The sequence below is a fragment of the Streptomyces cucumeris genome (assembly GCF_024295805.1).
Lineage (GTDB): Bacteria > Actinomycetota > Actinomycetes > Streptomycetales > Streptomycetaceae > Streptomyces > Streptomyces cucumeris.
In genome coordinates, this window is sequence record NZ_JANCLX010000040.1 from 40,573 (window position 1) to 64,686 (window position 24,114).

At 72.1% G+C, this 24,114-nt stretch carries 2 protein-coding genes (1 of these 2 only partly in view); both read right to left on the reverse strand.

What is annotated here, in order from left to right; all coding sequences use genetic code 11:
• Window positions 1-714, reverse strand: a complete 714-nt coding sequence (locus NMK44_RS36520) for a type VII secretion system-associated protein (protein WP_254751414.1) — start codon at window positions 712-714, stop codon at window positions 1-3.
• Window positions 711-24,114 carry the 3' portion of a scabin-related ADP-ribosyltransferase gene (locus tag NMK44_RS36525; RefSeq protein ID WP_254751416.1) on the reverse strand. Its footprint extends 7,583 nt past the window's final position, so 23,404 of the gene's 30,987 nt are visible here — the last part of the coding sequence; its start codon lies beyond the right edge, outside the window — the gene reads right to left on this strand; it ends in the stop codon at window positions 711-713. The genes NMK44_RS36520 and NMK44_RS36525 overlap by 4 nt, the downstream gene beginning before the upstream one ends.

Sequence of the window (24,114 nt, forward strand, 5' to 3'; positions counted from 1 at the left end):
TCAGCTCCGCTGTCCCTCGGTGCCCTCGTCTCCCGACGCGGCATTCGTGGACATCGGTTCCCTGGACACCGGAACCTCGGGCAACGAGACCTCGGTCACCGGGGGCTCGGGCGTCCCGTCCCCCGCGGCCGTCTGCTGTGCCGCGGCCGCGAGCGCCTCGCGCAGGGCGTCGGTGTCCACGGTCATGGACACCGGGCCCGAGGGGTTGATGTAGAGCACATGCTCCTGCGGTATCCGGTCGACGAGCTGTGCCACGGGGACCAGTTCGAACCCGAACCGCCCGGCCGTGTGCAGATGGACCGGTGAGGTGAAGACGGGGACCACCGGCGTGCCGTCAGGGGCCGTGGCGGACAGCGGGTCACCGGCGGGGTCGGTCAGCACGGCGACCTCCGCCGCGGCGAGGGTCCTCGGTACCGCTTCCCCCGGTCCGTATCCGGTGGCGGCGAGCTGCACCGCTTCGTCCACCTCGTCGGTCGCCTCGGGCCAGCCCATGGCCTGGGGCGAAGGGCGGTACTCCTCGTTCTCGCGCCACTCCTCGATCTCCCCGTCCAGGCCGGACCTCCACTGGCCGACCACAGCCCAGTTCGGAGGCTCACCCGGTCCGGCCCACGCCGGGTCGACCATACCCAGCCAGTGGTCGGGGGCCAGCCGCGCGGCCTCCTCGATCTGCTTGGGGACCGGCGGCGCGGTGTCGGAGGCGGTGTTGTCGTTCATGAGCTCCTCTGTGGGGTGTACGTAGGGTCGTCCAGTATGCGGCGCAGGTCCTCGGCCAGGGAGCCGGACGGCTCCAGGCCGCGTGTGCGGAACCAGTCGTCGATCAGGCGTCGCAGCAGTTCCGGGGTCAATTCCTCCGAGGTGTCGAGTACGGTGCCGGATCCCAGCGCCGCCAGGAGGTCCAGCACATCGCCCAGCGTGCCACGGTGGTCCGCGAACCAGGCCGCCGCCTCCGGGTCACCGGGCCCGTCGGCCTGTCCGTCGTCCCGGACTCCGGTCGGCCAGCCGGCGGTGTCCAGGACGTGTTCGTCGGGGAACCGGCCGTCGGTGGCCACGTTCGCGCGCAGCTCTGCCTCGGTCAGCGGGGCGATGTGCCAGTAGCGGCTCCAGTTGTCGATGTAGTCGAGCTCCGGCGACTCGGGGGTACCGCGCTCACGCAGGTGATCGAGGATGAGCTGGGAGGCCGCCATGATCTCGTGCAGCGAGTGGTGGCCCACCGACAGCATCTCCGCCATCAGGGCGACCCGCACCAGGCCGAGGTCGATGTCCAGCCCCCATGCGTCGCGCATCTTCACGGCCTGCATCATCAGCCGGTAGGACGAACCCGAGGTCCCGGCCCGTACGAGGCCACCGGTGGCTTCGGCATCCGACTGCAGACGGCTGCCCATGGCCAGGTTCCAGCGGTTCCGGCCCGGGATCCACGGGACACCGTCATCCGGCATCAGTGCCCGCTCCGCGTCGCTCAGCTCCGGCCGGACGTCCTCCTGGGCCACCGGCACCCGCAGCATGCGCTCCGCGTCGGCGAGCAGCCGCGCCTGGTCGGCGGGCGGCAGTCCGCGGGCCTGTTCCCGCAGTTGCTCGTAGGCCGCCATGGTGCTGGAGGGCAGCCGGTCGCCGCGCTCGGCGTGGATGAGCGGCGGATCGGGGTCCGGACTGCCGAGCAGACCGGAGATGGTCCGGGCGCCGACCCACAGCAGCCCCATGCGCTCCCGCAGGTTGCCCGACTCGACCACCGCCAGCAACTGGTCCCGTCCGGTGCCCACCGTGCCGTCGACGGTGAAGTCGGCCGAGCCGAGCCCCTGCCAGACATCGGCCGCCACGGCCCGGTCCCATACGGCGCGCACCATGACCTCGAGCTGGTCGTTGGCGGCCTCGTGGTCGCCGAGGTACCAGCCGAGCCGTTCCTCGAAGCGCTCGCCCTCCTCCAGGTACCGGATACGCGCCTGGATCCACTCGGGCGCGCGCTCCCCGGCGTTGCGGCGGTCGTCCGCGGTGCGCCCCCCGAGCCAGCGCCGTACGGAGTCGGGCGCGGCGGTGAGGGCATCGGTGACCCGGCGCAGCACCTGCTGGTCGGGGCTCTCCTCGGGACCGTGCGGAAGTCCCGCGAGGGAACGGTCGCCGTCGAGGACGAGGAGGGCGCTGTCGTCCGTCCCTCCCCCGCCGTAGGTGTCCACGGAACCGTCCTCGCCCACCACGGCCACGCCGACGCCCAGCTCGCGGGCGGCCGTCGCCGCGAACGCCCGGGCCGTCGGCTCCTGTTCGGCCACTCCGTACGAGGGGTCGGCCAGGGCGAGACGGAACCTCTGGATGGGGCTCAGGGTGACGTCCGCGGCGGGAATCACATCGCCGAGGAGGGCTCCCTGCATACGCTGTGCGGCGGTCAGTTGCACACCGGCGGATTCGAGCAGACTCAGCGGGAGCTGCCTGTCACGGTCCAGCGGGGGCAGGGCGACATCGGACAGGTCCACGTCGGTGATGTGCCGCGCCAGCCAGTCGCGGAAGGAGTCGGCCGAGTCGACCCCGGCGGCCTCGAGCGCCGCGGGAGCCGCGTACCGGAGGGTGAACAGCAGGGCGTCGACGGGCCGGTCGCCGTCTTCCGGTGACGCGTGCAGCGCGTAGGGGACACCGTCGAGCTGGGCGGCGTACGGTCCGGTGCGCCGGTACCCGGCCACGCTCGCGGTGGTGTCCTGCGCGTCGGCGGGAGACCCGGATCCGGGCTCGTCGTCGGGCTCGCCGCCGGCCGGGGCGGCGGTGTTGTGGAACGCCACGTCCGGGTAGGACGGCATCTCCTCCAGGTCGTACCTGCCGTAATCCAGTCCCGTGTCCGGGTCTTTCTCCGCCGTCCGGTCGGTGATCAGGAACGGGGTGCCCGGCGGATACAGCACCTCTTCCTCATGCGGCCATTTGGAGAAGGGTGCGATGTTCCGCCCGGACGAATGGGGGACGTGTGCCAGCACCGGGTGGGTGCGGCCCTCCGTGTCCTCTTCGCTCCGCATGAAGTCCATGGCCGTGTCCTCGTCGCGGCTGGTGCTGCGGAACCGGGGCATGAACAGCGTGTCGGCGGTCAGCAGCGGCGAGTCCGCGGGTACCTCGGCCACCGCTCCGGCACTCCAGCCTCCCCACCACACCGGCCCGTTGACGGGCGGCAGCAGTTCCAGGGCTTCCACGGCCATCTCGACATGGTGGGGAAGCTGTTGGTACAGACGGTCCGCAGCCGCGAACACCTGGCGCCGGAGCGCCACGAGGCGCGGGTCCAGCGGATCGGGATCCCCGGACTCCGTCAACGGCTTCAGCCCATCGACCGCTTGGCTGAACAACGGATCGGCGGCCAGCGTCAGCGGCACCTCCGCCTCGTCGCTCCGCCGCAGGTCCAGCGCCATCTGCCAGGCCCGCCGCCGGACCATCCAACGGCCGACGGCATCGCCGAAGCGACCACCGGTGACATAGGTCTTGAGCAGTTTGTGGTCCGCGGCCGTGTAGAGGTACAGCGCCGTCAGATGCCCTGGTGTCAGCCGGGCCAGCGCCTCCATACCCTCTTCCCCGTACTCCCCGAGCCACTGCCGAGCGGCTGCGTACCGGTCGAAGTCGCTCACGGCGCCACGTGTCTCCGCCGCGGCCTCGAACTCCTGGCTGATCGACTCGGCGACCGGGGTGCCGTCCTCGGTGGTGAGGTTCACTTCGCGCTCGTACAGCGTGCGATGAGGCAGCTGCGGGCCGAAGGCCAGCGTGCGCTCGGCCCACTGGTGGAGACGCGCGCCCTCCTGGGCGAGCGCGGTGCGCTCCGCGGCGTCGCCCACGCCGACGAGGTGCGAGGTGCGCAGCACCTCCTGGAGCGAATTGCTCCCCGTCAGGATGGCCCAGGTCATCAGCGCCTTGCGGAACTCCAGCAGCTCCGCGTGGTCGGTCCCGATCGCCCGGTACGCCTGGAGCATCCCCCCGACGGGTGCCGACAGCCCGCCGACGTGCCGGAAGCCGCGCAGATCGTGTGCCTCCCGGTAGGTCCCCCCACCGTGTTGCTGCGGCCGCTCCGGCCACGGCAGGGCGATGCTGCCGGGAAGGGTGTTGCTCAGGGAGGCGGGTCCATCGCCGTACGCGGCGGTGGCGAATGCGTTCAGCAGATCGGACAGGGACGGCCGCGACTGGAGGAAGCGACGGACCGCGCCCGGCTGCCGGAGCCAGCGCCCGGCCGCCGGTTCCTGGAAGAACGCACGGTCCGCCGCCGCTGGTCCGTGCCGCCGGGCCAGGAAGTCGTGGAGCTGGCGGATGGCATGGACGACGGCCTCCGTGATCGCCGGGTCGGCGAGCAACGTCTCGGCGAGTTCGGCCTCGTACTCGACACTGAGCAGGCGCCATTCCCGCTGCCCGTAGTACGAGGCGAACCGCACCGCTTCGGCCGAGCCCGCCACCCGCCACCCGGGCACACTCCAGGCGTTCGTGCCGGTCCCGGTGGCCGTGGGAACGGTGGCGGGGACCACGGGGTCCAACGCCGTGCCGCCCAGCGCGGCCGGCCGACTCGGGCGGACGCGCTGCCAGGTCGTGGGGTGGCCGTCCGCGTCCTCCAGGAGGTGGATGACGGCGGCGCCATCCTCTTCGGAAGGGGTCACCGCGACCGTGCCGGTGTTGATGTACACGTCGAGACCGGTGACATCGGCGACGGCCTGGGCGCGGCGGATGGCCTGTTCTGCGCTGTCGCCGTCGGGCACGGTTCCGGTGGCGCACGACAGGATCGTGACGCTGGTGAAGCCGGCGGCGGCCAGGTCGGCGCCGCCGAGCAGCCGGGCCACGGCCTCGCCGTCCCCATCGGTGGCTCCGCCGTTCTCGTGCGCCAGCGCGTAGCCGCTCTCGCTGCCGTGGGAGGCGAAGAAGAACGTACCGGCGGCAGTGGTGGGGAGCGGGACCTTCCGGGCGGTCCGTTCGCCGCCCGGTCCCCTGCTCCACTCGGTGTAGTGGGTGGCTTCGGGGAGACGGGCGTAGGCACCCTCGCGCAGCGCCCAGTCGTCAGGGGAGAACGACGCCTTGCCCACGACACGTCCACCCGCGCGGATCTCCTGGACCGTCAGTGCGTCCGCGGAGGTCCCGGTGGGCTGCTCCGCCCACGGGCTGTTCCAGTAGCCGGAGGCCGGGTAGGCGGGAGGCCCGGAGCGCGCCGGCGGGGCGGCGAGTGCCTGACGGGTGGCGGTGGTCTCGGCGAGCAGGACATGTTCGTAGCGGCGGCCGGACACGGGGTCGACGCGCAGCGAGCGTTCGCGCACCGTGAAGTCTGCGTGACGGGGATACGCGACCGGCGTGCGCTCCGGGTCCCCGGAGAAGGTGGCGATGTCCCGTCCGGAGGAGCGCTCCACCTCGAAGACCACCGGATGGTGGCCGGGGACCTCGGCGCCGAGGGCCCACAGCTCTCCCAGCGCGGTCTCCCTGGACCGGCGCGTCAGGTGGAACGGCGAGGTACTGACCTCGTCCAGCGTTCCCGGGGGTGCTGCGTCCCCGTCGCCCTGCGGGAGTTCACCGGGCAGCCAGTCGGACCACCACACCGTCGCCCCGGCGGGCGGCAGTACGGCGAGTGCCTCGGAGGCGAGGCCGATGTGCAGGCGCAGCTCGGCCTGGAGTGCGGGCAGGATCTGGGTGGCCCGCTGGTACGCGGCCTGGAGCAGCGTGGCGAGCCGTTCGGCCCGGTCGCCGGCGGACTCGGGGATGGCCCGGGCAGCGGTGGCGAGATCACGGATGGTCCGGTCGCGCAGCAGCAGTGTGGGGAGGGCGGGCAGGCCGGAGCGGAACTCACGCGCGAGGACGTTCATGATGAGCGTCGCCGAGGCGTGGGAGGAGTCCCGGGAGAAGAGGGGGGCGTCCGGACCGTCGAGGAGGCGCAGTGCGGCGATGTGGGCGGTGTCGAGCCCGGTGAGGGCGTCGCCGTGCTGCCGGTGCCAGTCGAGCAGCGCCTTCTCCCGCGGCAGCAGGGTGGAGGTGCCGGATTCGGTGTCCGTCAGCAGCAGTCGCTCGATGCGCCGCACGACATCCGCGACGCCGTCCGCCCGCGCAACCGTGCCGTCGGTGCCCGCGGGAACCTGACCGGTGTGCGCGCCGGCGAGACGCCGGTGCGGCAGCCGCAGGGCGTCGGCGGCGGCAGTGGAGTCGCCGGTCCGGCGGCGGGGGGCGAGTTCACGGTCGGCCCACAGGTAGAGGTGCACCGCGTCCCCCAGGGTCGCGGCCCGCTCGGTGGCGTCCCCGAGGCCGAGGGTGTGGGTGGCGGGGAGGATCTCGATCAGGGAGTGGCGGCCGACGGGCAGCAGCCAGCCGAGGACCGCCTCGCGGAACGCCATCACATCGGATGGCTCTGTTCCGGGGAGTTCCCGGTAGCGCGCCAGCGCGTCGCGGGCGAGGCCGGCGGGACCGTGCGCCAGGGGGAGGCCGCGGCCGATGTGGAGGTCCTGGTACAGGTTGCCTTCCCGCCGGAGCGGTGCCGGATCGTGGAAGTGGTCGTGGAGTCCGGCCGCGCGGGCGTACGCGGCCATCAGCTCCGGCAGTGAGGCCCCGCCCGCGGGGTCCAGCAGCCGGTCCAGCGCGGCGGTGTGGTCGAAGGATCCGTCCTCGCCGGGCGCGAAGAAGGTCCTCACCGCGGCGGTGTCACCGCCCGGTTCGGTCGCGAGGTGCCGGCGCAGGGCGCGGACCGCGGCACGGGCCGCCGCGATGACCCGGGGGTCCGAGGCCAGGGCCCGCCCGAGCGCGCGTTCGTACCCACGGCTCAGCTCGGACCAGCGCGCGTCGTCGTACAGGCCGCTGAAGCTGTCGGCGTCCGGCCACGGATCGTGCGGCCGGGCAGCGGCGGTGTCGGGCGAGGGGCTCACCGGGACGGAGGGAGCGGTCCGGGGCGACTGCCCGACGCCGGGGGTGGTGAAGGTCGCCGACCCCTGGGGCAGGGGCACGGTCGTGTCGCCCTGGGCCCAGCTTGCGTCCGCGGAGGACCGGGTACTCGTCGACTCGCCTGCGTTCCGGGCGAGTGAGGAGCGCTCGGGATCGGTGTGGCTGGTGACACCGGTCGACGTGCCGTCGGGTGCGATGACGGCGTGGGTCACGGTTTCGCGGTTCCACGTCCCGGCCGGGGTTCCGGCAGGCAGCTCCCGCAAAGTCACATGCGTGTACCGGACCTTGTGCTTCTGGTCCCAGCGGATCTCCCGCCGCACCACCTGCAAGGTGGTCTCAACGGGATACAGCGCCTGCTGCCACCCGGGGATCCGGGCGAACGGCGTGATGGACCGCGCGGAGGACGCCTGTACCTCGTACAGGGCGTGGCGCTGCTGCCCCTGCTGCGCGTCAGCCGCCACCAAGGTGGTCACGGCGGATTCAGCCGAGGTCGAGTTGGCCCTGAAGGACGCGCGTACGAAGGTGAGGCCGGGGAGGGTGGTGCCCACTGACTCCGGGCCCGCCCAGTACACGCTGCCGCCCATGGGCGGCAGCAGGGCCAGCGCCTCCCGCGCCATGCGCCGGTGGATGGCCAGTTCCCCGTGGATGTCGACGGCGAGTGCCTCGGCGACGACCGAGGCCTGCTGCCGGAGGGTGGTCAGCCATGCCGCCCGGTCGTGGGCCGTGGCGGGGAGTTGCCTGGCCTGCCGCACCAGCGAACGGAACTCCCGGTCGCGCAGGAGCAGCAGCGGGAAGTGGCTCTCGGCCCCGCCGGCGAGGAAGCCCTGCGTGGTCAGGGCCACCAGGGCGTTGCGGAGGTGCCCCAGTGCGTCCGGGCCGTCGATGTACTGCGGCTCGAACAGCCGGACGTCGGGGCCGCCGGCCAGGTAGAGCGCGGGAATGTGCGCGGCGGTGAGCCCGTCGGGCTGTGTGCGGGTGTCCTGCCGCAGCAGCCACATACGCAGGGCGGCACGCCGCTCCTGCCCCGCCGCCGCCGTGGGCCAGGGCAGCGTCTCCAGGTCCTGAGCGGTCCAGGGGCCGCCCGGCACACCGGTGAGCTTGATGATCGCGGCGGTCTCTGCGGCGTTGCCCGTGAGCCAGGGGGTGAGCCACTGGGTGCTCCGCTGGTACATCCGGTGGTGAGGCAGCAGCGGCTGCCCGGTCAGCGCGGTGTCGCCGCCGGTCCCGGCAGCCGATGTGGGTCCGGGGGTGATGCGGTGCCGGGGCCGGAAGGCGGTGTCGGCCCAGGTGTAGAGCTGGACCGCGTCGACGTCCGCCGGGCGCGGCTCTGCCTCACCACGCACCTCGACCTGGTGAGCGGCCTCGACCAGTTCGGCCAGCGAATGGTTCCCGTGGTGCAGATGGAGTGCGAACAAGGCGTTCCGCAGCCCCAGCAGCAGGCCCGGCTCGGTGTAGGGCAGCCCGCGGAACGCCCACAGCAGCCACTCCACACCCGCTGCCCGGCCGTCGGCGGCGCGGTGACCGAGACCTCGGTGCAGTTCGCGGAACCCGAGGTCGTTCCGGGGGTGCGGGACCGGTACAGGTTCCGTGGTGGGCATCTGAAAGAGATTCACGTCCGGGCGGTCCCGCCACAGTCCCCGGAGCGAACGGTCCTCGCCCCGGCCGCTGTGCGCATAGGCGGCCACGACGAGGGCGCTCATCAGCTCCGGCACGGTGGCCGCCGACCCGTCGTCGAGGAGGAACGCCGTGCCGTCCTCGATCCCGCCGTCCGTGGTGAGGCCCGGTGTGAAGGCGAGCGTGGCCGCGCGGGCGCCGAGGTGGCGCGCCAGATAGGCGTGCAGGGTGCGGACGGCCGCGCGTGCCGCCGTCAGCACGGCGGGATCGGCGGCCAGTGCCCGGCCCAGGGCCTTCTCGTACTCCTCGCTCGTCCGCCACCAGCGCGGGTCCGCGTAGAAGGATCCGAACCCGGACCGGTTCCCGGTCGCGGGGGCGGCCGGGGGCGCGGCGGGCAACGGCGCGGCGTGGTGCTCCTCGACCCTGATCAGTTCGTACTCGACGCCCTCCTCGGTGCTCTTGACGGCACGGGTGAGGACGCGGAAGGTCGCGCCGGGCGGGGAGAGGACCTCCTTCTCGTGAGGGTAACGGGAGAACATGGTGATCTCCCTGCCCGTCGACTTGCCGACTTCGACCATCGCCCGGTGGGATCCCGACGGCAACGGCCTGTTCCTCAGCACGAACCTCATCGCCCCGTGCCGGGTCAGGGACGTGCTGCGGAAGAAGGGCATCGTCAGCAGATCGGCGCCGTACAGCGGTGACGGGGGCACCGGCCCCTCCAGCGGGCCGGGGACACCACGGTCGCCCCACCAGGTGGTGCGGTTGACCGGCGGCAGTATCTCCAGTGCCTCCGCGGCCATTTCGATGTGCAGCTTCAGCTGGGGAAGGAGCCGGTCGGAGATCCCGTCGAGCGTGCGCCGCAACCGCGCCAGCTCGGGGCCGGGAGCCAGGTCGGGCAGGGCCTCGAGTCGGGCCCACAGCTCGGAGAAGCCTGGCTGGGTGCGCAGTGTCACCGGCACGATGCTCTTCAGACGCCTCGAGTCCGCCCACCCCTTCTTGACGAGCTTCCAGGCGGCTGCCCGCACCATCCAGCGGGTTACGCCCTCACCGAACCTCTCCCCGTTCAGCAAGGTCTTCATGAGCTGGTAGTCGGACGAGCTGTAGAGGTAGAGAGCCGTGATGTGGGGGCGTTGCACATTCAGCAGCGCCTCGCGGCCCTGTTCCCCGTACTGCTGCAGCCACTCGTCCAGCGCCGTCCGGTTGCCGGTGCCGGCGAGAACATCCCCGGGGTTGTCCGACATGGCGTCATCGAGCATCGCCATCAGATGGTCAGGGATGGCGAGAGTCCCGGTCTCGTCCCGGGTGAACGACATCGTCGCGTCGTACAGGTCCAGGTGAGGAAGATCCAGCTTATCCAGGAGATCAGGCTGGTGAATACTCTGGTCGACGACCGCCCAGGGGACGAGGTGGTTCCTGACCCACTGTTGTGTCCGCACCGCGTCCCGTCCCGTCGCGATGCGTTCCTCGGACTCACCCAAGCCGACGAAGTGCGACGCACGCAGGGCCTCGTGCAGCGAGTGCAGTTCCTTCGTCACGGTCCAGGCGATCACCGCGTTGCGGAAGTCGTTCAGCTCCTGCCTGGACGCCCCGGTCAGCGCGAAGCTCTGCAACAGCCACAGCGCCGGCCCGTTCAGGCCCCCCACCTGGCGGAAGCCCCGCTCGTCGTAGCGGTTCCGGTTCACACCGGTGGCGCCCAGGCGTATGGGGTGTCCCGCAAAGCCGATCTGACCGGGCAGAGCCCGGCCGAGGGTCATCGGCGCGGCGGTGTTGGTGAAGGCGGCGTCCATGAACGCGCGCATCAGCTCGTCCAACGAGGCTGTGGAGCCGGACCCCACAAGCCGCCTGACACTGCCCCGCTTCGGATCGTGCGGTGCGAGGAACGCCTGATCCGCCACCAGTGGGCCGTAATACGTGGAGAAGAAGTCGCGGAGGCGCCCGACAGCCTGCCGTGCGGCGGTGACCACCTTCGGATCCTCGGCGAGCGCCTGCGCCACCGCGAATTCGAATTCCAGGCTGAGGCGCCGCCACTTCAGGTCACGGTAATAGCCGGTGAACCGGGGGGTGTCCGGGGAACCGGTGATCTTCCAGGACGCGATCTGCCATGAACGGTCCACGGAGTCCGGGTCATTGAACTGCCAGGGCTCCGGGTAGGCGATGTCCGGGTCGGCCGGTGTGGTGTCCGCAGAGGTCACGGCCGCGGGAACCGTCCCTGATCCCGCGCTCCCCGGCGGATGTTCCGTCACCCACTCCGTACGTCGGCCCTGCGCATCCTCCAGCAGATGAATACGTGCCGGACCACCCTCCGACGGCGCCGTCACCGCGACCCGGCCCGTGGCCATATGCACCGTCAGACCTGACACCTCAGCGATCCGCCGAGCCCGCGCCCGCGCGCCGGCAGCCCCTCCGGGACCACACGCCAGCACCGTCACGCTGCGGAAACCACGACCCCGCGCACCCGCCGACAACCGGCCGACGTACGAGCCGTCATCGCGACGCACCCCACCGTCGGCGGTGGTCAGAGCGAAGCCGTTCGCCCCACCGTGCGAGGCGAAGAAGAACGTCCCCCCTGCCGAGCCGCCACCGGGCAGCCGACCGGTCCGCGCAACCAGCGCGCCCGACCCGTCCCGCTCCCATGCGACGAAGTCCGAAGCCTGGTCCAACCGGCCATAGCCCTCACGCCGCGCCGCCCAGTCACCCTCGTCGAACGACACCGAACCCACCACACGGCCGTCCGTGCCGCGCACCTCACGCACCACCGGCACCGGCTCGGCGGAGTCGGGTTCAGCCGGAACACCGGGAGCGGCATCGAGCTCCTGGACGACGCGGTCCTCGACAGCCTCCTCGACCGTGATGGACTCGTAGCGGAGATCGCTCTCCTTGTCGTGCATCAGTGACCTGCCGGTGACCCGGAAGACCTTCCCGGGCGGATACAGCGCCTCGTCCTCGACGGGATAGGCGGAGAACGGCCCCATGTCGCGGCCCGTGGAGTCCCGGACCTCGACCAGCACCCGGTGCGAGTCCTCCGGCGCGCGCCTGCTGCTCAGCGCGAACCGCAGCGCCGCGTGCCTGGCCTGCGAAGTGCTGCGGAAGAACGGGACGGAGATGGTCCCGACACCGTAGAGCGGACCGTTCACCGGCTCGTCGTACAGGCCGCCGGGCGCACCGCGGTCGCCCCACCACACCGTGCGGTCGACCGGAGGCAGCAACTCCAGCGCCTCGATCGCCATGTCGATGTGCAACGGCAACTCGGCGTACAGCCGGTCCGCCATCCGCTCCAGCCGCTGTCGACGCCTCGACAGTGCGGGACTGGGAGTGCTCAAGCTGTCCAGGGTCCGCAGCTCCGCGAAGAGGTCGCGGAAATGGGGCTGATTGCGCAGCGTGGTCGGAAGGGTGGTGATCTCATCGCTCCGCACCGACTTGGCGACCATCGACCAGACGCTGTGCCGCAGCAGATACCGCCCCATCGCGGCTCCGAGCCGTTCCCCGTTGAGCAGCGCCTTCATCAGCCGGTAGTCGGGCGAACTGTAGAGGTAGAGGGCGGTGAGATGCGCGGGGGTCAGCCGCTTCAACGTCTCCATGCCCTGCGGCCCGTACTTCTGGAGCCATGAGCCGAGTCGCTCGGCCCTGCTCCCGGGCTTGGCGGACAGCGAGCCCTCGATCGCCTTGTCGACCATGCCGACGAGGTCGGACGGCAGATCGGCACCACGGGTGATCCTGTGGGAGTAGGTCATCCGCTCGCCGTACAGGGCCTGATGCGGCGGCAATGGAGCGTCCGGCACATCCGCGAGCCCGAAGGCGGTGTGCGCCCAGATGTGGAGCCGTGCCCCGTCGTCACCGACCGCGGCACGTTCAGCCGCATCCCCCACACCCATACGGTGCGACGCACGCAGGATCTCCGACAACGACTGCAGATCCGCCGGAACCATCCACGCCATCACAGCGCCACGGAACTCCCGCAACTCCTCCGCCGACGCACCCAGATCCCGGTACACCTCCAACAGCCGCGACGCCGGACCCCACACACCATCCACACGGCGCCGACCACGCTCGTCGTGCACCTCCCGGTAAGCGCTCCCCGCCACGAACCGCCCACGGCCCGTACCGGATCCGGAGGATGCCTCCCGCACACCGGCGGGCATGTCACCACTCGCGTACACCGCACGCGCGAACGCGCCCAGCAATTCGCGCACGGTGTCCGGCCCCGCCGGAAGAGTACGCAGACGCTCCAGTGCGGCACCGGGCGCAGGATCCGCCGGGAAGAGCGTGCGCAGTGCCCCGGGGACACCCACACGCCCGGCCAGCGACTCGAACATGCGGCGCACGGCCCGGCGGGCCGCCTCTGTGGTCGCGGGATCCGCGGCCACCCGCCCGGCCACGGCGAACTCGTACTCCGCACTGCGCCGGCGCCACTCACGGTCGCGGTACATACTCGCGAACCGCACCGCACCCGGTGACCCGGCCGTCCGCCACGACGACACCGACCAGGCCGGGGAGCCCTCCTCGTCCGTGTCGGAACCGAAGTAGTCGTCGAGGTCGGAATCGAGATCCATGTCCTCGGCAGCATGGCCCTCGTCGGGAGTGATCTCGGCGTCGGAGTCGAGGTCCATGGCCTCCGATCCACCGTCGGAGTCGGATGCGTCGACGTTGACATGACCGGCGTCCGGGTAGGCGATGTCCGGGTCGGCCGGTGTGATGTCCGCAGAGGTCCCGGCCGCGGGAGCCGTCCCCGATCCGGCCGACCTCGGCGGATGTTCCGTCACCCACTCCGTACGCCGGCCCTGCGCATCCTCCAGCAGATGAATACGGGCCGGACCGCCCTCCGACGACGACGTCACCGCGACCCGACCCGTCGCCATATGCACCGTCAGACCCGACACCTCGGCAATCCGCCGAGCCCGCGCCCGCGCCTCCGCCACACTCCCCGGCACATCACCCGGACCACACGACAGCACCGTCACACTGCGGAAACCACGCTCCCGCACCCCCTCCAACAACCGCCCCACATACGCCCCATCATCACGACGCACCCCACCGCCATCCGTCGCCAGCCCGAACCCATCAGCACCACCATGCGATGCGAAGAAGAACGTCCCCTCCGCACTCCCGCCGCCCGGCAACACACCCGAACCGGCAACCTTCCGTCCCGCCCCGTCACGCTCCCACGCAACAAACCCCGAAGCCCCGTCCAGCCGCCCGTAATCCCCACGCCGGGACGCCCAGTCACCCTCGTCGAACGACACCGCGCCCACCAACCGGCCATCCCCACCACGCACCTCACGCACCACAGGCTGAGCCTCAGCCGCGTCGTTCACCTGGGGTGCGGAGGCCGGTGGGGCCTCTTCGGCCGAGATCAGCTCGTAGGAGAGACCGTCCTTCGCGTCCTGCAGGACGCTCCTGCCGGTGACGCGGAACACCGTGCCCGGCGGGTAGAGGGCCTCGTCCTCATCGGAGTGCTCGGAGAAGGGGGCGATGTCCCGCCCCGTGGAGCTCGCGATCTCCACCAGGGCGCGATGCGTACCGTGCGGCAGGGGCTTGTCCGCCAGTGCGAACTTGCGCAGCGCCGTTTCCTGGTCGAGCGAGGTGCTGCGGAAGAACGGAACCGTGATGGTGTCGACGCCGTAGACCGGCCCGTCCACCGGCTCTTCGTCGAGCTGTCCGGGCACACCACGGTCGCCCCACCACACCGTACCGACGACCGGCGGCAGCAACTCCAGCGCCTCGATCGCCATGTCCACATGCAACGACAACTCGTCGTGGACCGCATCCGCCATCTCGTCCAGCCGCCGCAGCAGCGACGACAGCTCGTCGCTCGCGGTCACCAGGTCGCCCAGCTCGTCCAACTCGTCGTACAGCTCCTGGAAATCGGGCTGGTTCCGAAGGGTGATCGGCACCATGAAGATCCAGCCCTCGTCCACGGCCTGCCGCACAAGCGCCCGCGTGGCGAGACGCACGACATGACGGCTCATCGCCGTACCGAGCCGCTGGCCGTTCATCACCGCCTTCATCAGCCGGTAGTCGGGCTCGCTGTAGAGGTGGAGCGCCGTGAGATGCGCGGGGCTCAGCCGCTTCAGCGCTTCGGTGCCGCGGGCTCCGTGGCGACGGAGCCACCCTCGCAGGGCAGGGCCGCGAGGGTTGTCGCCCTTCAGGGCCTGGCGGCGGTTGTTTCCCTTCTGAGAGGCGCCCTTGAGCGCGGCATCGACCGCCGCGGCCATCGTGTCGGGGACGTCGATCCCGCCCGTGAGTTCGGCGGAGTACCTCATGCGCTCGCCGTACAGGATCTGATGCGGCGGCAACAGGTCGTCCGACACGTCCGCGAGCCCGAAGGCGGTGTGCGCCCAGACGTGGAGCCGTGCCCCGTCGTCACCGACCGCGGCACGTTCAGCCGCATCCCCCACACCCATACGGTGCGACGTACGCATGATCTCCGACAACGACTGCAGATCCGCCGGAACCATCCACGCCACCAGAGCGCCACGGAACTCCCGCAACTCCTCCGCCGACGCACCCAGGTCCCGGTACACCTGCAACAGCCGCGACGCCGGACCCCACACACCGCCCACACGGCGCCGACCACGCTCGTCGTGCACCTCCCGGTAGGCGCTCCCGGGCAGGAACCGTCCTTCGCCATCGGGCCGCGACAGCGCCTCTTGCACAGCGGACGGCAACTCCTGGCCCGCGTACACCGCACGCGTGAACGTCGCCATCAGCTGCGCCAGGCTCTCCGGACCCGCCGGGAGGGTCCGCAACCGCTCCAGCGCGGCCCGGCCGTCCACCGGAGCCTCGCCGGGCGGGAAGAACGCGCGCAGCGCCTCGGCCTCGCCCATCCGGGCGGTGAGGTCTTCGTACAGCCGGACCACCGCACGCCGGGCGGCGTCCATGGTCGCCGGGTCTTCGCCCAACTGCTGGGCCACGACGAACTCGTACTCCGCACTGAGCTGACGCCACTCACGGTCGCGGTACATACTCGCGAACCGCACCGCACCCGGCGACCCGGCCGTCCGCCACGACGACACCGACCAGGGCGCGGTACGGCTGCCCGAGTCGAGGTCCAGACCGCTCAAGTCGTCGGCGAGGTCGGGGGTGGCGTTGATCTGACCGCTGTGCGGGTAGGCGGTGGACTCCGTGGTGTCCGTCCCCACCGGGCCCAGGTCCTCGTGGTCGCCGTGATCATCGAACCGCAGCAGTCGCACGGTGCCGTCGCGGCCGGCAAGGAGCAGGTCCACGGGCGCGTCCAGCTCGTTCACCAGATCCGAGACCAACCGCGTCGGATCGCCGCCCAGTGAACGGACTCCGGCCCGCAGCACCAGACGGAAGCCGCCGGGCGCCTCCTGGGCCAGTCGCGGCATCAGTGCCTCGACGAGATCGTCGGGGGAGCTCGCCGGGGCGCCGCCGGTCAGCTCCGAGGCCTCGAACACCAGGGGCTTGAGACCGTCGTCGGGCGTTACATACGCGAGCGCGTTCCAGTGGGTTTCCCCGGCGGGGGACGCGGACCGCGCCCCGTCGACCGACGCGTCCTCCGAGCCGTCCTCGGACTCCTCGTCGCCCTGCGGCGGTACGGCCAGGGAGCTCAGGGTGTCGAGGTCCACGGGCCGGTCCTGGGCCTGGGCCTCGGTGACGGCGGCGAGGAGCGAGACGAGGTGGTCCTCGGTCACATCGTCCGTGGTCTCGAGGGAGAACACCTCCTGGGTGAGGCCGACGATGGCCTCGGGGGCACTCTGACCCGGGAAGCGTGCCAGGGCCGGGGCGGTCAGCGCGTGGACAGCGGCCAGCCGCTCCCGGTCCGCCGCGTCCGTACCGTGCACATCGGGGCCGAGGAGGGCCTGGGCGGTGCGCGCCGTCTCCTTCATCCGCCGCAGCCGCTCGTCCGGGGTGCCGGTGAGGTCCGCCATACCCATGGCGTCGGCCAGTTGGTCCACCGTGCCGGAGTCCGGGGCCTGCGGGGACCCGGCGAGCCGGTCCCAGCGCGCCCACCGCCGGTGGCGGTCGAAACGGACCATGCCCTCCTTCAGCCGCTCGGCGATCTCACCGACGGTGAATCCGCCGAGGAACAGCGAGCGGGAGTCCATCAGCACCGAGGGCCGGAACCCCTGCTCCAGCAGGAATTTGTGCATCAGGATGTGCACATTGACCCGGCTGTTGGCGTCGGTGAACGGCTGGAGGATCTGGAGCGTCCGGGTCACCCGGGCGATCGCCCGCAGTTTGTCGTCGGGACTCGCCGCGGCCTCCACCTCGGCGTAGTAGCGGTCCAGTGCGGCCTGGACGATCCCGCGCGCCTCCCGGGGGGAGTAGTCGATGGACACCTGGCCGCCGTGGAGTCCGTGGTGGAAGACGACGAGCGGCTTGGGGCTCCCCGCCGGGTAGCGGTCGGTGATGGAGACCAGCAGCGGACGCCCCAGCAGCACCTCTTCCTTGAGGTCGTCGGCGACCCCGTCGCTGCCGATCGGGCGCATCGTGGTCCGCCCCTGCTCATGGCCCGACCAGGTGGTGGCGGTGTTCTGCCCGGAGCCGGTGACGAGGTACCGGGTGGCCATGTCGTGCAGTTCCTCGTACGCGTCCGCGTCGATGCGGGACCAGTCGCGGCCGGTGCGGCCGCCGCCGTCGAGGACTTCGCGGTACGCCTCCATCAGGCTCTGGCGGTAGCCGGGGTACTTGTGGGCGTCCAGGTGTCCGCCCACGTCGTCGGGGCTGAGCCGGAAGGCATCGGAATGCACATTGGCGTCGATGAACAGCCGCCACCACGAGTCCTCCGGCAGCAGCGACGAGAGCGTGGGCGCGGCGGAGCCGGTGCCCGAGGTGGCGGCCGGGGAGTCACCGGGCTGGTTCCCATCCGTCTCGGCCTCGTCCTGGTGGTGCGGATGCTCCAGGTCGGCGGGGGCGGATCCGGGCGGCGGGGGCAGCGCCACGTCCCCGCGGGACCCGCTACGGGTGTCGGTGGCGGCATCGCCCTTGTCACTCGCCAGGCCGCTGCCTTCCGTACGCGTACCGCTCTCCGCGCGGTCGCGTCGCCATGCCTCGGCGCGCTCGGCCGCACGCGTCTGGTGCTCCCAGCGGGCCTCGTCCAGAGCGCTCCGGATCCTGCGCAGTTGGTCATGGACGGCGTCACGCGCCCGGGCGCTGCGGACCAGTTCCCGGGTGGCCCGCCGCAGTTCCCGTTCGGCCCGGGCCTGGGCGTCCTGAGCCCGCTGGAGGCCGTCGGCCGTGACGTCCATCCGCTCGTACGCGCTCTGCGCGGCCTTCGCGGTCCGGACGGCGTCGGTGCGCTCCAGATCGGCACGGCGGTGCGCGGCGGCCGCGGTCTCCATCACACGACCCGCGTGCTCCAGCGCGCGGGTCGCGCCTGTCTCCCGCCGGGCCAGGGCGGCCTCGGCATAGGCCGCCGTCGCCTCGGCCGCCAGCGCGCGGGTGTAGGCGTCGGACGCGTCCTGCGACGGCCCGCCCTCGGCCGGACGACGCTCGCCATCGGGCGTGCTCCGGCCGCCGGGCCGGGTGTCGGACGGGGTGTTCCGCCCGGTCTCCGTCCGGTCGGCCGCGGGACGCGGCCGGGCGACCAGGAACTCGGTCCCCCGCTGGTAGAGGGTCACCGTGTTCCCGGAGGTGGCCCCGGGGTTGCCGTAGGTGCGGTATGTACCGTCCTCGGACACCAGGGTCAGGGTGATGCCCTCGGTGCGCGTGGTCAGTTCGGCCGCCAGCGACGCGGTGGCACTGTCCCAGCGGCGTGCCGCCCGCAGGTTCTCGCGCAGCAGCGCTTCCTCGTTGGCGCGGACGTCCCGTACGGCCCGGGGTACGCGGCCCCCCGTGCGGGTGAGTTCGCGCCGCAGTCCGGCTCGCTGGGCGGCGTCGAGTTCGAGGGGGAGCCCGGCCACCTCGTGGTGGTGGAACACCGCCCCCGGGTCGAGACGGGCCCCTTCGGGCAGCGGCTGGGCCGACACCAGGCTGGCGAGGTGGCGCGGGTCGCGGCCGCGCGGAAGGTCCGACAGCGGCGTTCCACCCGGTACTCCCGGCCAGGTGTTCCGTGCACGCGGTCGTCCGACCCCATGCCCGGCCGGGCCCTGCTGCCGGGCCGCCGTGACAGCGGCGTAGAAGCGGTTGCCGTCGCCCTCGGCCTCGACCAGATCGTAGACCCGTCCGTCGGGGCCGGTCAGGGTGCGGTGGTCGGTCGCGGCGTCGAAGCGGGGCCGCTGGTCGCGCTGCTCGGTGGCGGTCCACGGGGGTGAGGTGTGTGCCGGGGACCGGACCGGGATGTCCTCGGACACCGTGGTGACCTGCGGCGCCGGTGCGGGCGCGGGGAGGCCGGGCGCGGATCGGGTGCCGGACGCCGCCTCGGGCAGGGCGAGTTGGTAGTGGCGCTTCTCGCCCCCCCCGCCCAGCCACAGCACGAGGGGCTGCGGGCCGGAATCCGCGGTGTCCGTGCCGTCGGTGGCCTCCGGACCGTCAGTGCCGACCCTGCCGTCCGGAGAGAAGTGGTGGTAGCTCCCGTCCGGGGTCACGACACGCACCGGCACCCCGAACGTGCGGGCCGCGAGCAGCGGCAGGAGGTCGGCGGCCGCGTGATCCCAGCCGGTCCGGCCCTCCGTGTCGCCGGAGCGCAGGAGTTGTGCGTAGGCCAGGCCGAGCCGGTGGCCCGCACTCAGGCTGAGCGATTCCGGGACCACCCGGATCGCGTCGAACTCCCGCCGCTCCGGTGTGTTGTCGCCCAGGTCGATTCCGGCGGCGTCGATCTCGTCGCCGGTGAAGGTGTCCTCGGTGTCCGGCGCCAGTACCGCGAGCAGGTCCGCGTTGCCCTGGCTGACAAGGCGGGCGGCCAGCAGCTCCCGCAGGCTGGTCACCAAGCTCTCCCGGCTGGAGGTGTCCAGGCCCTCGCGCGGCAGCAGTTCCGGGTCGATACGGTGCAGGCCCTCGGCCAGCGCGTGGAAGAACGAGTTGCCGTCCCCCGGCACGTCCAGGAGGGTGAACCGCTCGCCATCCGGGGCGACGAGCCCCGTGGGAGCGTCGCCGTCGCCGGGGGTGTAACGAGGAGTCTCCGGCTCGGCGTCGGTGCCGGTCTCCGTGTCCACGGTGGGGTCCGTGAAGGTCACCGCGGGCGGCTTGGGCGTTCCGTCGAGACGGGCGCGCCCGTCCTCGGTGGCGTTGAGCCGGTGCCAGCGGGTAAGCCGGTCGGCGGCGCCGCGCACCTTGTGGTATTCGGTGGCCAGCCGCTCGGCCTTGTCCCGCAGCCCGTCGATGGTCTGCCGCGTCTGGTCCATCTTCGCCTGCGCCGCGTCCCGGGCCGCGGCCGCGCCGGCCGCCGTCCTCGTCGCCTCCCGCACGGCCAGCTCGGCGCGGACCAGGGCCCACTGGGCCTTGGTCACCTGTCGGGCGGCTTCGTCCCGCATGTGGACCGCGTGGCGTTCGGCCGCGGCGGCCGCCCGGTCGGCCTCGGCCAGCCGCTCGCGCTGCAGCTCGGCCCAGCCGTCGTGCTCGGGCACGCTGTCCTCGGCCGCGCGACGCTCCTCGGCGGCCCGGGCGCGCGCCTCCGCCTCGAGCGTGGTGGCGCGCCGGTCCGCTGCCTCGGCGGCGGCCCTGGCCTCCGCCAGAGGCCGCTCCGCGGCGCGCCAGGCGTCCTGGGCCGCGGTCACCGCCCGCTCGGCGGCGGTCAGCTCGCGCCCGGTCCGGGCCAGGTCGTCACGGGGTCCCGCACCCGAGTCGCGGCGGGCCTCCCAGTACTTCTTGTCGGCCTCGACCCATGCCGTCGCGGCCTCCTGAACGGCCTCCCACGCCGCGGCCGCCTCCTCGGGGAACGAGGTGTCGTCGATCAGTCCGAGCTGCCGGGCCACGTCCTGGCGCACCCAGACGATGACGGCCGCCTCGGTCTCGTACGCCTTCTGCCCGGCCGAACCGAAGCGCTTGGGCCACCCCTTGCGCAGCGGTGAGATCACCGCCCGGCCGATCGCGCTGTCCTTGATGTGCCGTTGCACGGCGGCGCTGCTGAGCCAGGTGGTGGGGACGGCGAACAGGAAGGCCAGATCCTCCCCCTGGTCGACGGTCGTCTCCGTCATGACGTCCTGGGTGTGCGCACCGCCTTCCGCTCCGGTGGCGTTGGGACCGGAGGCGCCGAGCCCCGGCCGCAGTGAACCCGCGGGCTCGGCCGAGGCACTGCTGCCGACGTCGAACGCCGCGCCGTACCCTTCCGCTCCCGAGGCGGACGCACCTCCGGCCGTGATCCGTCGCGACAGGCGCTGGAGGTTGGTCCCGGGCGCCACCGTCATCAGTACGGCGCGCTCGAAGTGCGGCTTGGCGTGCAGGACGAGAGCGCCGTCGGCACCGCCGACGAGACTGTCCTCGACGAGTCCCGGCACCGGATAGCCCTGGCCGAGCGCGGGGAAGTAGTGGGCGGCCAGCACGGTGTTGTTCGTGCCTTCGTCCAGGCTGTGGGAGGAGCCGGTGTCCAGCCGGGTGAGGCCGGTGTCCTTGGCCCGTACGAGGGCGTCGTCGCCGTCGTCGCGGAAGCCGATGTCGTAGGCCGCGGCGAGCGCGAGGTACGCGGACGCCCGGACCTGCTCGACACCGATGACACCGCGGGCCTGGAATCCCTGGGTGGGCGGCTGGAACACACCCTCCGTGCCGTCGGGGAGGGTGGTCCGCCGCCAGTCGGCGTCCCCGTGCGTCGTCGGGAGGGTCACCCGGCGCGGTGCGGAGGGGGCGGGGAGTGCGGGCGGTCCGAGCGGGTCGTCGTGCGTGGCCGCCGCGGGGCCGGTGTCCGGGGACATCAGACTGAGCGGTGTCTGCTTGCGGAGGGTGCCGACGTCCCCCTCCTCGACGACACCGCGCTTGCCGCGGATGTAGCGGGACGCCTTCCGCGCCCGGTGGACGAGGTCACGGCTGCGGCCCTCGGGGGGCGGCGTGCCCGCATCGGTGTCGTCGTCCACCTCCAGTGCGATGCGCAGCCGGTAGGAGGTGTCGTATTCGGCGTAGGGCTCGCTGGTGGCGAACGCCCAGGTGTCCATGGGGTTGTCGGAACCGCTTGCGGTGAGGGTCCGGCGGGCCGAGCCGGTCTCGCTGAAGCCGGGACCGGCCGCCGAGGCGTCGGGGTTACCCGTGTACGCGCTCTCGGACACGGACACCCCGAACTCCGGTCCCCGCGTCCGGCTCACACTGAAGCCGGTGGACGCGATGGCCCAGAGGTTGTCCTCCCAGTCGATGCCGTGTCCGAGCCGGTGGAAGCGGGAGGTGCCGGCGACGAGCTGGACCCGCAGCCGCGCCCGCCGGGTGCCGATGCGCAGTCCGTCCCAGCCCCAGTGCCCGGTCCGGAGCGGCACCGTCTGGCCCGTGTTCTCCATCTCCCCGCGCAGGGCGCGCATCAGCCTGCCCGACACCAGGCGCAGGACGGTGTCGTGGTCGGAGTCGGGGAGCGACAGTCCGCGCAGCGCACGGTCGAAGGCGGCCATCACGGCGGAGGGGTCGAGTTCGCCCAGAGGATAGGTGCACAGGGTGTTCCCCACCAGCCAGGGCTGGGGCGACCAGGTCTGCGCGTCGTAGTGCGGTGCCGTGCCCCAGCCGTCGTCGATCAGGTTCAGGGTCACGGCGCTGTGCTCGGAGAGCAGCCCCATCCAGCCGCCGGGGACGGTCACCTGCCGCCCGGCCGCGTTCGCCAAGGCGCCCGGCACCAGGCGGCTGCCCGCGCCGGTCGTCCCGCCCAGTGCGCTGGACGCCACCGCGATGTCGTGCTCGGCGGTGCCGGACACCAGCACCTGGTGGCTGTTGTCCTGGCGCGCGATCTCATTGGTGACGGAGCGGCTCTGGGTGCCCGTCCGGCCCCGGGCGTACGACCACGGGCTGAGGCCGAGCGCATAGGAACCCAGCGGACCGCGACTACCGCTCTGCGGCTGGGACACCGAGAACTGTGTGCCGAACACGAAGTTGTAGGTGACGGCGTTCTTCCCCCCGGTCAGGGTGGCGCCGGCCATCTTCAGGGTGGCCGACATCGGCGCCGGCGGGGTCATCGCCCACAGAGCGGACACGGCGATCCGGTGGAAGAGGACACCGCTCCGGTTGAGATACGGCCCCTTCGCCCACAGTTCGGTGGCGCGCCAGCCCGAGAGGCCGAGGGTCTGGTCGGCATTGGCCGTCAGATACGGGGACTGGAAGGCGAGCAGTGCCGCGTCGTGCGGAGCCGCGCCTTGCTGTGTCAGGTGCCAGGAGCCGCCCGAGGCGGACGTGAGGGATTCCTCGGCCGCCCGGACCAGCGCGGCGCTGCCGAGGAGGCCGACCGTCACCTGGGCGTGGTTCTCGAACGGCTGACGGTTGAGGTCGACACCGGGCGCAGATGTCGCCAGAGCCAGCGCCTTCGAACTCTCCATCGGCGCCGTGGTGATCCGGCTTCCGAAGTCGCGGAAGGGGTTGTCCGCATCGTCCGTATGCGGGTCGGTCGTCGGCATGTGCTCATCGAGAACACTGAGGATCACCCGTCCGGTGACGGGGCCGCCGCCCACCGTGGAGCCGTCGGCCGCGTTGCCGATCAGGAGGGAGTTCTTCTCACGGAAGACGAAGGGCTGGGTGCCCAGGATTCCTGCCGTGGCGATCCCGCGCATCAGGGCGGGCAGCCGCCAGTAGCCGCCCCGGCTGACGGTGACGGTGAGCTGGTAGCTGAAGAGGTGCGGCGGCCGGGTGCCGCCCACCGCCGACTCGGTGGCATTGCTGGGCCCGAACAGGCTGCCCTGCCCCCGGCCGCGCCCACCGCTCAGGCCGAGGAACGCGGTACCCCCGCGCCGGGAGAATCCCTGCGGGGTGGCGTTCACGGTGCGCAGGGTGAAGCTGCCTTCCACACCGCCGTACTGATCGTGGCCCACCCCGTGTTCGCCCTCGAGCTTCTCGGTGCCCGCGGTGGAGTACTTGACGGCCAGTCCGTTCTGGGTGCCCTCGTACCGGCGGCCGGTCAGTTCGCCGTCGATCCACAGGTAGCGGTAGCCGCGCTTGAAGCGGGCGGATTCGCGCAGCCGGACGCGGATGCCCTGGGTGGTCAGCCCTTCCAGGTTGGACGCCATGCTGTGGTGCGAGACCTTGGTGATGATCTCCAGGGTGTTGTTGAGCACCGTCTCGAAGTGGTCCGCGTCGCGCCAGCGGGAGTTGTCCGGGTCGAGTTCGCTCAACGGGGCGACGAGCCCCGGATAGGCACGGGCGGCTTCCTCCACGACCTTCTCGGCCAGCATTTCGAGCCAGCTCTCGGCCGGCTCCCCGTCGGTGGTGTCGTGGGTGAACTCCTCAGCCCTGCTGGTCCCCAGGGTGGGCGGGTGGTCGAGGGTCAGATACGCGGGCGCCTTGGGCTCGGGCGCACCGCTGCGGACACGCGTCCGGGTGCCGTCGTCCCAGCCCGCCAGCCGACGTGCCTCGGCCCTCGGCATCTGGTCCAGGCTCCAGGTGACGAAGCGTGCCTCGGGGAAGCGGGGGTTGCCGGCCGCGTCGCGGTTGCGGCCGCTGCGCCGGACGACGACGGTCTTCTCGACGAGGTACAGGCCGGTCGGGGAGTCCTTCACCGCGCCCTCCACCTTGTTGCCGCCCTCGCCGCCGAGCGTGGTGGCGCGAGTGGTCCGGTGGCCGTACCGCCCGACGAAGCCGAGGATGAACCTCAGGTTCAAGCGGGTGCCCGCCAGGCCGAGCCACTGGAAGACCGGCCCC

Coding starts and splice junctions, on each gene's coding strand:
- NMK44_RS36520 (WP_254751414.1), bottom strand. CDS start 714: ATGAACGACAACACCGCCTCCGACACCGCGCCGCCGGTCCCCAAGCAG.